Genomic DNA, 12,987 nt, shown 5'->3' on the forward strand with positions numbered 1-12,987 from the left:
GCCGATGTGATGATCACCACGGCGCGTAACGGTCTGCAACGGGAAGTGATGTCAGCAATGCCCCACACGGGGCGAAAGCGCTGCCAGTTGGCTTTGGTTCTGCCTTTGCCGCCTTTCGGGACGATCAAGCTTCAATGCCCATAGCAAGCACTACGTTTTGCCGGGATTGCATGGTCTTCCGCACAGCAGAGGGAGGTCAGAGGCCATCAAGCCGGGAGGGGCAGCGCCATGCCCCTGCGCGCATCCACCACCCCGTCACCGGGTGACGACCCGTTCCTCATGAGTCATCATCGGCTGGCCCGAGAGGGAACGAGGGGGAAGGGGAATCTGTCCGATGACGCGTATCTGGCGCCGTGTGCCCAGCCGTCGGGTCAGTGCGGCCGTGCTCGCCACCGCGCTCGCCGTGACCGGTGTCGTCTACGCCGGAGTCGGCCTGGACAGCAGCGACGAGCCGGCCCGCAGCGGCCATGACCGGCGGGCGAAGCCGGTGACCGAGGCTGCCGCTGCGGCTCAGGCGGCGCACAGCGGCAAGAACGTCGAAGTGACTGCGGCCCGCACCGCCCGTTCCACGACCTGGGTGCGCCCCGACGGTGGCATGGTGAAGAAGCTGTACGCCTCCCCGATCCGCGCCAAGGTGGGCGGCCAGTGGAAGCGGATCGACCCACGTCTTCGCCGCACCAAGGACGGTTGGGAGCCCAAGGCCACCAACACTCGCATGGTGTTCTCCGACGGATCCAGCAAACGGGACGACCAGCGCGCCTCGCGTACGGCGGTGCAGCGCGTCTCCCTCGTCAAGCAGGCCGCCGCAGCGGACACCGGCAGCCCGCTGGTCACGCTGTACGTCGACGGCGGAGCACACGCGATCCAGCTCACCTGGCCCGGCCCCGTCCCCGCTCCCATCATCGACGGCAACCGCGCGCTGTACCCGGAGATCTTCCCCGGCGGGGACCTGGTGCTGACGGCAGACGACGACGGCTTCGGCCAGATGGTGGTTCTCAAAAACCGCGCGGCGGCCTCCGATCCGCATGTGCAGCAGCTGGTCTACGGCCTCAACTCATCCACCCTGACGTTCCGGCTGGACCCGCTGTCCGGCATCGTCAGCGCGCTGGACGCCAACGGCGACGAGGTGGCGACGTCACCGACCCCGCTGATGTGGGACAGCAGCGGAGCTCCCGCCGTCACCAACGGCACCGTGGGGGCGAGCGCTCAGCCCACCGCACCCGAGGCACCCGACACCGGAAGCCCCTCCCCCACAGACAGCACCGCACCGAGCCCCAGCGAGGAAGAACTGCCCGTCGAGTCCGACGAGCAGAGCGACACCGACGTCGAGGACCTGCCCTCCGCGAGCGACGGCCCCGGCCCTACGGCGTCGGATGCCCCGCTACCCTCCGCGCCACCCGAGCCGACCCCCTCGCCCTCCCCGACCGGCGCGGCCGCAACCCTGGGCCTGGCCACCCTCAACGGGCCGGCACCCGACTCGCGGGGCAACATCGTCGAGGCCGAACTGGGCATCGGGCAGTGGACACTCACCCCCGACCACGACTTCCTCGCCGATCCGGCCACCACCTACCCGGTCTTCATCGACCCGGCGTTCACCAAGGACACCCAGGACTGGACCACGGCCTACAACCGCCACCCCAACGCCACGTTCTACAACGGAAAGAACTTCAACGCGGGCGGCACCCACGAGGCACGCGTCGGTTTCGAGTCGGACACCTGGGGCACCTCCCGGTCATTCTTCAACATCAACTTCGACCCGGATCTCAAGGGCACGAAGATCACCAGGGCCAAGCTGACCGTGCTGGAACGCTACGCCTGGTCCTGCAGTCCGCGTAGCGTCAGCGTGCATCGCACCGGACCGATCAACTCCCACACCAACTGGAAGAACGCCCCCAAGCTCCACGACGGCAACAAGCTGGCCACCAAGAGCTTCGCCCACGGCTACAAGTCCAGCTGCGGGGACGACTTCGAGACGTTCGACGTCAAGAAGGGCGCCCAGGAAGCGGCCGACGACGGCGACGACACCATCACCTTCGGACTGCGGGCCCGGGACGAGAATTCGCAGTACGCCTGGAAGAAGTTCGAGGCCAACGGCGACTTCGGTCCGTCGTTGCTGGTGGAATACAACCGCAAGCCCACCATCGTCTCCAACTCCCTCGACCTCGGCCCGGACGGCAAGTGCACCACCACCAAGCCCTACATCCGCATGGGCTCGGGCAATCTGACCTTCACCGCCAGGGCCAAGGACAAGGACAAAAACCTCGACTTCGTCGACTTCGACCTGTGGGAGCTGGGCCAGTGGAAGACCACCGGTGACCTTCTCGGATCGACCGGCAAGAAGACGGTGTCAAACGGCACCGGCGACGCCCTGGTAACGACGTCGGGGTACGCCACCAGCAAGCTCAAGAGCGGCGCCACCTACTCATGGCGGGTCCGGGCAGTTGACGACGCGGAGAGCTCATCGGGCTACTACCCGACCAAGGCCCCGTGCCGGTTCGTCCTGGACACCACCGCACCCAGGCCTCCCAAGGTCACCTCCACCGACTACCCGGACGCCGACGCCAGCCAGAACGGCTTCGGCAGCAGCGCCGAGGACGCCATCTGGAGCGTCAAGAAGTTCGGCACGCCGGGCTCCTTCACCTTCCGCGCGGTCAACACCGACGTCAAGCGGTACGAATACGGCTTCAACTCACCCACCTACACGGGCACCGTCAGCCGGGTACCCGGAAGCGCCACCTCGGTCACGGCCACCATCAACGACGCCAAACCACCGAGCGCCGGCCCCAACGTGCTGTACGTACGGGCCGTCGACAGCGCCGACAACCCCTCGGAGCCCACCAAGTACCTCTTCTACGTCACCCCCCGCGACCAAGCCGACGCGCCAGGCGACTTCACCGGCGACAAACTTCCCGACCTCATGGTCGTCACGGAAGCCGGCAACCTCGCCCTCTACCCATCCCAGCAGAACACCGACCTGAACAAAGGCACCGGTGACCTGGACTTCTCCATGTCCGGCGCCTACCGCGCCAACCCCGACAAGGACCCCAACGGCGACGACCTTCCCCCTTACGCCGCAGCACCAAGTGGCCACTTCAAGGGCGCACTCATCACCCACAACGGCGACATCACCGGCGGTGACGGCCTCCAGGACCTCGTCGTCCGCGTCGGCGGCAAGCTGTGGGTCTACCCCGGCGACGGATACGGAGCGGTCAACACCGACAAGCGCCAGGAAATCCTCCTGCCCGACAACGCCCCCAGCCCCGCCAGCTTCACCCAGATCGTGGCCGCCGGCGACATCACCGGCGACGGACGCACCGACTTCCTCGCCACCATCGACAACGGCACCGACGACGAACTGTGGGCCTTCACCGGCTACCACGGCGCCACCGTCGACCAGGCGATCCGCCTGATCGCCTCCTCCTGGAAAGACCGGGACATCGTCACCGTCCAGGACATCTCCGGAGACAACATCGCCGACCTGCTCTACCGCAGCGACGTCTCTGGCAGACTGCTGCTACGCAAGGGAATCGCAGCATCCAGCGGCGGCGTCGACCCCAACACACTCGCCACCGCAGCCAACTCCTCCGGCGGCGTGGATCACGAGTACGCTGCAACCGGCTGGACCCGCAGCGCAGTACCCATGCTCTACGGCACACCCGACGCCAACAACGACGCCATCCCCGACATCTGGGCCATCCGCTCGGACGGGTCCGTCGGCTTCTACGCAGGCGGCAGAACCGGACTCAACGGCAACCCCGTCCAGGTCTACGGCGCACACTCCTTCTGGCTCACCCGCATCGCCATCGGATGACGCCGAAAGCGCTGGTCCGACTCCCTGGCGAGGCGGACCAGCGCCCCTCGATCCCCTGAGCACTCCCGCCTCGGCAGACGATCGTCCGGTGATAGTAGACCCTCCAGCGGAGTGCCAGCGGGCCGCAGCAACCCGTGGGCAAGCGTTGCGCCCCGGCAGCAGTGTTGTTCCGGTAACCGCGTTACCCAGCCAGCTCTAGGCAGGCAGCATGAGCGCTGGCTGCATCACCGTCGGGGGTGCTGCCTCCGGTGCCACCACCGCCGAAGGCTGCGGGCCGGCCCACGCCACGCTTCGATGAACTCCTCGATGTCGCGTGCCAGCTTCGCGCCATGAGTGAGAGCGATGTTGAGAAAACCGAACAGCGCCAGCACGCCGATCGTGACCTCATCCATCCGTCCCGTCCTTTCAACAAGGCCGGACAGAACGGGCGCGCTCAGTCCGGCCACCCACAGGTGACGAACTGAGATCGCGCCGGTGCAGCGACTCAGGGTGGTGTCTCCCGGTTGCAGGCCGGGGACGAGCACGGGGTGTTCCTCTGCTTCGGGTTTTGCAGGCCTACGGTTGCTCTCCGCGGGAGAGGTGAGGCAAATGTGCGGCCGCCACCGGACGGTCCACCATGGGCCCTCACCGCTAACGCCCCGAGGGCGTCCACTGCCACCGGGCTGCCGCCCGGCCGTCCAGACACTAGCGCCAACTGGATCTGAGCACAGCGGAATTGCATACCTGGGCGAGGATCTCGGATCAGATTCAGGGTCCGTCAGTGCCGGACCCTCATGGCATCGGTCAGCCGAATCGGTACGGTCGAACGCGTGATACAGCCGTGGACCAGCAGCCGGCGGATGGAGCGAGGGCCGACCGTGCAGTGGGGCCAGCTCATTGCTGCGTGCGGAAACCGGGCCACCCCTACAGCAAGGAACTCCGGCTTATCTGGTCGGCAGCCTGCCCGGGGTCTGCCCACCGTGTCAGGGTCGTGAGAAGCGGCCAGGGGCCGGTGTGTCCGCGTCGTCGAGCAGCACCGTCTCCGTGCCGTAGTCGCCCCGCGGCTGTCCGCTGGGGACGCGCGTTGTCAGTGGTGCGGGGGAGAATTGCTGTGTGGCGACTTCCACTGAGACCGAACGTTATATCCAGTTCCTGCTTGAGCACGCGGCGGGCCGTAACGAGCACCATGTGTTCGAGCAGATCGTGTTCCAGATCGCGCTGCGCCGGCTGAGCAGCAACATCGTGCCGGCTACCGGACCGGTGAGCGTCGGCGGGGACCAGGGCCGCGATGCGGAGTCCTATTATACGAGCCTGCCTCATGAACTCCCCGGCGCGGGCGGGTTCATCGGCCGCGCTACGACCGAACCGCTGGTCCTGGCGGCGTCCGTGCAGAAGCCGCCGTTGGACGGGAAGATCCGTGAGGACCTGAAGTCGATCTGCAGCCGCGGCGAAGCTGTCGCCAGGGTGGCCTTCTTTGTCGTGTACGAAATTCCGGTGGCGATGCGGCATCGGCTGCAAGAGCATGCCCGGGACTCCTATAACGTGGCCCTGGACGTCTTCGACCGGCAGGCGGTGGCCCATCTGCTCACCCAGGGCGACCTGGTCTGGATCGCCCAGCGGTATCTGGATCTGCCCTCGGCAATGATCCCGGACGAGCCTGCGCAGGAGCAGCCGGACTGGTACCGCACCACCCTGACCGCCCTGCGGGAGCGGCCCGGGAAGCGGCTCACCCCCGGAGCCCCTGTCCGAGGTGCGAGACGGTTTGCGGCACGCAGTGCTCGACGACGAAGCCCGGGTGGACCTGCCCGAGTGGCTCGGCTACATCGGGGAGTTTGTTGAGGACGAAGACGACGACCTCGCCCTGCGGGCCCGCTACGAGCGCGCGTGGGCCGTGTTGCGCGGGAAGAACACGCTGGACGGCGTCGAACCGGACATCCGGGCTGTCATCGACGCTGCCCTGTCGTCCGAGCGCGTCTCGCTCCTGGATGACGCGAACCAGTTGCTGTTGAGCTGGGGCGGCTCCTGGCTGCGACACCTCGGCACGGTCAGTGCTGAGGAACTGCGCGACCTGACTCTGCGCCTGCGGGAGCGGACACACACACTGATCAAGAACACCGACGCGGCCGTCTACCCAGTACGCAAGGCTTCGCTCCTCGACGTGGCTGCCCGCCTGTGTCTCCACCCACGCTGGCCAGAGGTCACGCGCCCGGCATCCGGAGCCCTGCCCACCGCGCTCGAGACCGTACGGCTGCGGTTGGTGGGTGAGATCATGCCCGAGATCAGCCCGGAGAGCCGGCCAGTGGACGTCACCGACGCCATGGACTACCTGGAACAGCTGGTCGACCTGCTGCCGCGGGCCCGTGCCTTCCCGGTCGGTGGTGTGAGCGAGACGTTCCAGATGGTTGCGCCCGCCCTGACCACAGACCCCCGCTACGGGAAGGTCCGCGACGCGCTGGACACCGCGCAGGCAGACATCGCTGGTGACAGCAGCGTTGCAGCACGCTGCCGTGACCGTGCGATGGCATTCCTGAGAGCGGGCAGAGCGCTGGACGCCCTGCACGAACTACACGAAGTCAAGATCAACTGGTGGCACGGTGACACCCTGCGCGGCGCACTGCTCACCATGCGCATGATCGGAAAGATCTACGGCGACCTGAACTTGCAGCAAGCAGCCCGGCAGTACGCACTCGCCGCCGCGGCCGTCGCCGCCTCATCCCCCGGCGCGGAGCACGAAGACATGCTGCCTGCCGCCTTGACCGAAGCCATGAACTACACCTATGCGGCGGGACACTGGGGCGACGCTCTCGCCCTCGGAGGGCTCGCCTTCATGACCCACCACCTGTACGCCGAGGCCCCAGACGACTACCCATCTCACGGTTACATCCAGCAACTGGACTTTCACGCCAGCATGGTGATGCTTAGCGCGGAGCGCTTCCGTCCCGATCTGAGCTCGGCCCTCACCCAGCTTACGGACACGAATTACCTGAGCGACCTGGACGAACTCCTCACAGAGCTTCGGCCCAGCTTCACCTACACCGAGCAGCAGTTCACGGGGAACACAGAAGAACAACTGAACGGACGACCGTTCTCGGATGTGGGACCCCAGCGCGAACTGAACTTCGCAGCCCTGGGCACGACTTGGCGGGTCCGATGCGACAACACGCGTACTACCGTTCTGGCCGCCGAGCGCCTCACCGCCGCATTGCAGATCGCTCTCACAGAACTGGCCCCCCACGACCCGCTCTTCCTCCCCCAGGACATTCACGTCCGTGTGACCACGGGCACCCCCTTCGCTAGCAAGGAGAGAGTCACCTTCAAACCGGACAATCGCGCTGTCGACTGCACTGTCATCCTTAGTCCTTACGGCAACTCGGCAGACTCCCAGGCCCTTGAACGGGAGCTGTCTGCCGCGGTGGTGTATCTGCTGGCGCACCTCAGCGCCCGGCCCACGAAGGCGTTCATGTCCCTGGTGGAGAAGACCTTCGCCCGTGGCTTTAGACACAAGTTGCTGAGCGTCCGCCTCTACGATGAAGTCGCTGGCCTACTGACAGAGGCCCACTACGACACCCTGCGGCAGACCACGATGCAATCCTGGACGGACGCAGCATTCCAGCCGCCCACGGCCCCGGCACTCGCCCAGCCCACGACGCCCGGACCAGGCTACGACCGCACCCGAGCACTCGGCATGATCCGCGACAACTACGCCGAGCTTCCGCAGGCGCTCAGCGAGACACTGCCCCGCCTCCTTGCCGACCCGGCCGCTCTCGCCGGGCTGCAGGACCTGCGCGAGGAGAGATGGCTTGACTGGCACATCCTGGTGGCCCTGGTCAACATCGCCCTCAACCTGCGTCTCGAACAGCTCAGCCCAGGCAGCATCCCGCTGGACTTTCCCGCCCGCTTCCTTGAGATCCCGGAGAGCGACTACACAGCTCCTCTTCCCCTGGACGCCTTCACGCCCGTCAGCCTCCGTGCACAGATGGAGCTGACCGTGCTATCCGTCGGGCAACGCCGTTGGAAACTGGGCACTGCCATGAAGACCCCCAACCCGGCCGCGTTCAAGCAACTGCTGATCGCCCGGTACGGCTACGGCACAGACGACGTCCCGCACCGTGACCTGCTCAACGACACACCGCACGAGAACGGGAGCCTGCTCCCCCCAGCCACGTGAGAGACGAACGTGCGAACCCGTGCACGCCGACCAGGCCGAACCGGGACAATCGGTCACCGGCCTGCCCACGTCGTCCTCCACCCTGCCAAGCCTGGTCCTTACGATGCTGCGCCACGGCCGCCTCACCCCGGGCGTCCGGCTGCTGGACGTGGCCACCGGCTCCGGCTACAGCGCCGCCCTGGCCTGTCAGCGCCTGGGCGAGGAGCTGGTGACGACGCTGGACGTCAACCCCTACCTCACCCAGATCGCTGCCGAACGCCTGCAGCGGATCGGATACAGCCCCACCGTCGTCACCGCGGACGCCGGCGCGGACGAACTCCCCGGCGTCTTCGACCGGATCGTGTCCATGGTCTCCATGCCCCGCATCCCCGCTGCGTGGCTGTCCGCCCTTGCGCCCGCCGGACGCCTGGTCACCACCCTCGCCGCCACAGGGCTGATCGTCACCGCCGACAAGACCAAGGACGGCGGCGCGAAGGGCCGTGTCGAATGGGACCGCGCAGCGTTCATGACCACCCGAACCGGCGACGATTACCCGCCCACGCTGCAGGACGTGTTCGCCAAGGCCGTTGACCAGGAAGGAGACGAGGTCACCGAGCCCCTCGAGGAGTGGGCAGCCCGCCGTGCACAACACCGCCCCATACCCGGTGAGCGTCGCGCCGTCCCCCTCGGCGAAGCATCCGAGCGCGGGTCCCACGTCGACCCTGACGCGCCCCGCGGCATCCAGGAGTGGGACGGCCACGCATGGATTCCGGCCGGAATCGCCGAAGACCACCAGGCCGCCACAGACCAGACCGGCGCAGACGCCGATCACGCGCCGAACGTGTTGCCCTGCCGAACTTCAACAAGCTGCCTCCAGCAGCCGAACCCTGGCGACCCACCCAGCCATGGCACCGGCCCTGACCAGCCAGTCCCCCAACAGCCCGTGAACGCCTCAACCACCCCCACAAACGCGGGGAGCACCCTCCTACCGACCTGGTGCTGGGCGCGGGACGGGGACCATCCCCGCGGGCGCGGGGAGCACACAGGCGCCGGGGCCGCCCTGGTGTGGGCCGGGGGAACATCCCCGCGAGCGCGGGGAGCACCGCATCTTCTACCCGCGTCTTGCGACGAAGAAGAGTGTCGGCGACGCTTGAAATGTTCGCCGTCGGCGACAACCATCCCGGCGGGTGCGGGGAGCACCCGTTGGTGGATGCCTGCTTGGACTCGTACTCGGGACCATCCCCGCGGGTGCGGGGAGCACATGGATCGTCATGCTCTGTGATGTGACGCTGTGGGACCACCGCGGGCGCGGGAAGCACGAGGGCTACGTTGCTATCCATCCGTCAGCTGCCTGGTCCGTGCAACGGCAGGCTGTTCCCCGCTCGCGGTGAAACTCACCGTCAGCCGGCAGTCCAACGCCGCGGCGATCCGCTCCAGCAGGGCCAGGGTGGGAAGGTCTCTGCCCGACTCGATCCGCGAGATCGCTGCCTGCCCGGTCCCGGCCAGCTCCGCCAGCCGCGCCTGGGACATCCCGCGCTGCCTGCGCCAGGACCGCACCAGATCCGCAGTATCGCTCACAGTCCGGCGTCCGCACCGTAACGGGGCAGCCCGGCCGTATCGATCTTCCACCCGGCGACCGTGACTGTGTCCCCGAAGGTGTAATGCTGCCGGTTGTCGTAAGTCGGCTCGCCGCTGCGCTGGGCGGGTGCCCAGTAGTGGACGGCGCTGCCGTCACGGGGATCGACGATCAGGTAATGCGGAACCCCCATCGCCGGGTAGTCGCGGAGCTTGCCCTCATAGTCATTGGCCGGATTGGACCGCGAGACGATCTCAATAACCAGGTGAGAGCGGCGCGGGTCGATCGCATCGCTGTCGCGGATGGCCTCCTCCTCATCGATCACGACGAGGTCGGGGACGCGCAGCACGCCCAGGCCCACGTCCTCCATGTCGGTCTCCACCATCAGCACCAGGTCGGCTTCCAGCTGAGGCTCGAGCTGCGTACGCAGCCGGTGGGCCACCAGCTGGTGCTGCTTCTTCGGGCTCATCATCATCAGCAGCTGGCCATGACTGATCTCCGGCCAGGCAAGCGGCTCAGGCTTGTCGAACGCCTCACGGAACTCCCGCAGATGGCGATAAATGCTCTGCTCGGTCACACCCCCACCGTACATGACGAAATCATCATGACCAGGGAAGGTTCGCGACCATGCAACACCCACCTGTGCGACGGTGCGGGACCATCCCCGCGGCCCCGGGGAGCACGCCACGCCCGGCTGCTTGCGCCACTGCGGGTCGGAACCATCCCCGCGGGTGCGGGGAGCACCTTGTGTGGGGGCTGCGCTGGGCATTCAAGTGAGCCTCCGCCAACTTGAAGTCGCAGGTCGAAGGGCTGGTGTGACCGGTTCTCGGGGCGCTCATGCTGGTCACGGGCGACTGTCTGAGTAGTAGATCGTCCGTCAGCGCGGTCGGCGCCTGAGTCGAAAGGCGGTCGACGGGATCATCTCGTGCAGGGGATCATGCGTAGGTGTCGCCGATCGAAGCCGCAACCGATGACCTGCAAGACCTCGCTGTTCTCTGGAGTATTAGCGAGGCCCATGCTCACGATGTCGTCGAGGCTGCCTGCGCGGCACTCGTTGCCGGACTAGACAGCCCGGCACTGCGCATTCTGGCCGGATACACACGTGCCGAGGCGGAGTACGACGTTCCCGACTTGCTTCCCGTCGTACTCGACGAGCTGGGCCTTGTGTTCTACCCGCGCGACAGCGAGGCCGGGCAGGACGCTGCCGTGCGGGCGCTCGCGCACCAGATGCTGGCGGGCCGGCTGACGCCGCGAGAGCTTGCAATGCGCATCCACCAGCGGTTCGGCCACCAGCTACCCCTGGCCGAGCGCCTTGCTGAGCTTGATGACGAGTACGACATCGTCGAGTACGGGAACAGGACGTTGGCCCAGCTCGATGCCGAGGTCACGACCGAAGCTCAGCGTCTGGCGCGTGGTCGGCCCGACCAGAACCGACATTCGTAGCGATCGAGCCCTGAACAAGCGGTCGTCAGCAGGAGTAGGTAGCTGAAGTGTCCGGTTCTTGCTCGCCGTAGTCCGGCAGCCTTCTACGATCCGGTGCATGCTGGATCTTGAGCTGCTGGAACGGATCACCGCGCGGCGCGCGGAACTGGACGAACCCTCATTCGCACCAGACGCCGCACCGGCAAGGCCGACCGGCGGAACTACTCCGGCAAGCACCGCAGCCATGGCCTGCACTTCCTCGCCCTGACCGACGAGAACGGGCCCCTGATCTGGATATCCGCTGCCCGGCCCGGCCACACCCACGACAACACCGCAGCCCGCCACGACCACATCCTGGCCCACCTGCGCGCCGCCGGTCTCGGAGCGTTGGCCGACCTCGGCTTCCGCGGCCTGGACAACGACATCCTCGACCCCGTGATCGTCACCGGCTACATCGCCACTCGTACCCACAAGCTCACTCGAGGCGAGAAGGAGGCCAACCGTGTCCTCGCCGTCGGACGGGCACCGGTCGAGCACGGCTTCGCCCACCTCAAGAACTGGCGGATCCTCACCGAACTCCGCACCGACCCCGCCCGCGCCACCCGCCTCCTGCGCGCCCTGCTCGTCCTGACGAACCTCGAAATCAACCGCTGACGGATGATCTTCTCCGTGGGCTCCCGCCCACGACCAGCATGAGCGCCCCGAGGATCGGTCACACCAGCCCTTTGACCTGCGACTTCAAGTTGGCGGAGGCTCACTGAGGCGCACCGCGCTGTCCAGGGCCTGGCGGACCACCCGACGATGGATCGCGTAACGGCGGGCCAGTTCACGGACGAAGGCGTTCTCCAGCCTCCGGTCGTGGCGGCTCCGCTCGAACAACTCAACACGCTGCGAAGCCCGGCCTCCTGACATGGCCGTGATCACGAACTCACACAGCGTGATCATGGTCGGGAATCCGGGTCAATACCGCACTACTCGAAACGAGTGCACATGCCTCCGCAGCCCGTTGCCCGTGAGGTCAACCCGGCGCTCGGAAGCGCGGGGCCAGGTCTAGGTCATCCCAGCGCTGTGTGCTCGGCGTGGCGCAGCCAGTCGGTGTACCAGCGAGCGAAAGTCACTGGAGTTCCGTCGGCATTGCGAAGTGGGGCGAGGTCAACCTCCTCCGCACGATCGTCGGTCCACATCGTGCCTCGGTGCGCACCGCTGATCACCAGCCAATCACGCATGGCACAGCCGCGGTGGGAGATGACGATGGCACCAACGGTGCGATCGGGGTTGAACATGACGGCGTCCCAGCGTTCGTCCCACACCTCGATGGCGTCGTCGAACTCTTCGACTTCATCGAAGGCCTCTTCCTCAGGGCACTGGGCAGCCAGTTCCTGCAGCAGCTTCGGGTCCGGGCCCTGCTCGGGAAAGGGCTCGGCAAGCCGGGACAGGTCTGCCAAGTCGGCGCCGTCGCCCTCCCACCGCCAGCGGCCTTGCACTCGCCGCACCGGGAACACGCCGTAGGCGGGACCAGCGCCACCCGCGCCGACACGAAGGAGGAATGCTCGGAATTCCTCCGGCAGCTGCACCTCCATCTGCGCCTCGAGCTCGGCGAGCTCGGCGCGGCTGAGAGGCGGCTCCAGAACCCATTTGTGCCCCAAGGCCCCGAATACCTCGTTGCTCGCCGGGGAAGTCCCCAAAGCCTCGACCCGTTGACGGATGCCCGCCCATTGCTGATCAGTCATGCGCAAAAGGTAGGCGCCGCCACCGACGCTGACGTCGACGGGGCCCTCCAGAGGCCAGGTGGTGCCAGTTCAAACCGTTCCTACCCGGGGCCAGACGAAACCGTCACGGCGGGGCCAAAGAGGACCGTCCTAGACAACCGCCCTACCCCCGCGTTTCGAGGGCCGACTCAGAAGCCATCCGCTTACCGCTCGGCAGGCTTGATCAGTCGAACACGGTTCCTGTTCGGGTGATCCCTCGGTGGTCGGGGCATAACGGCAGGGCCTCCTGGTAGCTCGGGGTTGCGATCCCAACCGAGCAGCACCAGGAGGCCCTGTGCCGCAG

9 protein-coding genes are annotated in these 12,987 nt (G+C 66.9%); 5 read left to right on the plus strand and 4 right to left on the minus strand.

The window, feature by feature from the left end:
• The first annotated feature begins 334 nt into the window (after positions 1 to 334).
• Positions 335 to 3,811: a DNRLRE domain-containing protein gene (locus ACFYW5_RS35350; protein ID WP_389421241.1), complete on the plus strand. Its 3,477-nt coding sequence runs from the start codon at positions 335 to 337 to the stop codon at positions 3,809 to 3,811.
• Between the two features lie 224 nt (positions 3,812 to 4,035).
• Here ACFYW5_RS35350 and ACFYW5_RS35355 read toward each other — a convergent pair whose 3' ends face one another.
• Positions 4,036 to 4,335: a hypothetical protein gene (locus ACFYW5_RS35355; RefSeq protein ID WP_389421242.1), complete on the minus strand. Its 300-nt coding sequence runs from the start codon at positions 4,333 to 4,335 to the stop codon at positions 4,036 to 4,038.
• Positions 4,336 to 4,903: 568 nt separating this feature from the next.
• Here ACFYW5_RS35355 and ACFYW5_RS35360 point away from each other — a divergent pair.
• On the plus strand, positions 4,904 to 5,629 hold the full coding sequence (locus ACFYW5_RS35360; RefSeq protein ID WP_389421243.1) for a hypothetical protein: 726 nt from the start codon (positions 4,904 to 4,906) through the stop codon (positions 5,627 to 5,629).
• Positions 5,565 to 7,958, plus strand: coding sequence for a hypothetical protein (locus ACFYW5_RS35365; RefSeq protein ID WP_389421244.1), 2,394 nt, complete (start codon positions 5,565 to 5,567; stop codon positions 7,956 to 7,958). Before ACFYW5_RS35360 ends, ACFYW5_RS35365 begins: the two co-directional genes overlap by 65 nt.
• A 1,311-nt stretch (positions 7,959 to 9,269) precedes the next feature.
• Here ACFYW5_RS35365 and ACFYW5_RS35370 read toward each other — a convergent pair.
• Positions 9,270 to 9,515 carry a helix-turn-helix transcriptional regulator gene (locus tag ACFYW5_RS35370; RefSeq protein ID WP_389421245.1) on the minus strand — a complete coding sequence of 82 codons (246 nt, stop codon included), beginning with the start codon at positions 9,513 to 9,515 and terminating at the stop codon, positions 9,270 to 9,272.
• Positions 9,512 to 10,090, minus strand: coding sequence for a Uma2 family endonuclease (locus ACFYW5_RS35375; RefSeq protein ID WP_389421246.1), 579 nt, complete (start codon positions 10,088 to 10,090; stop codon positions 9,512 to 9,514). Before ACFYW5_RS35375 ends, ACFYW5_RS35370 begins: the two co-directional genes overlap by 4 nt.
• A 368-nt stretch (positions 10,091 to 10,458) precedes the next feature.
• Between ACFYW5_RS35375 and ACFYW5_RS35380 the strand changes: the two genes are divergently transcribed.
• A complete protein-coding gene (locus ACFYW5_RS35380; protein WP_389421247.1) occupies positions 10,459 to 10,956 on the plus strand; it encodes a hypothetical protein in 498 nt (165 codons plus the stop codon).
• A gap of 159 nt (positions 10,957 to 11,115) precedes the next feature.
• On the plus strand, positions 11,116 to 11,589 hold the full coding sequence (locus ACFYW5_RS35385) for a transposase family protein (RefSeq protein WP_389421251.1): 474 nt from the start codon (positions 11,116 to 11,118) through the stop codon (positions 11,587 to 11,589).
• Between the two features lie 401 nt (positions 11,590 to 11,990).
• Here ACFYW5_RS35385 and ACFYW5_RS35390 read toward each other — a convergent pair whose 3' ends face one another.
• On the minus strand, positions 11,991 to 12,665 hold the full coding sequence (locus ACFYW5_RS35390; RefSeq protein ID WP_389421248.1) for an SMI1/KNR4 family protein: 675 nt from the start codon (positions 12,663 to 12,665) through the stop codon (positions 11,991 to 11,993).
• Positions 12,666 to 12,987 lie beyond the last annotated feature (322 nt).

This window comes from Streptomyces sp. NPDC002779 (genome assembly GCF_042888685.1).
GTDB lineage: Bacteria > Actinomycetota > Actinomycetes > Streptomycetales > Streptomycetaceae > Streptomyces.

What these genes read in the sequence shown, in the direction of transcription:
- ACFYW5_RS35350 (WP_389421241.1), top strand. Translation starts at nt 335, where the DNA reads ATGACGCGTATCTGGCGCCGTGTGCCCAGCCGTCGGGTCAGTGCGGCC.
- ACFYW5_RS35390 (WP_389421248.1), bottom strand. Translation starts at nt 12,665, where the DNA reads ATGACTGATCAGCAATGGGCGGGCATCCGTCAACGGGTCGAGGCTTTG.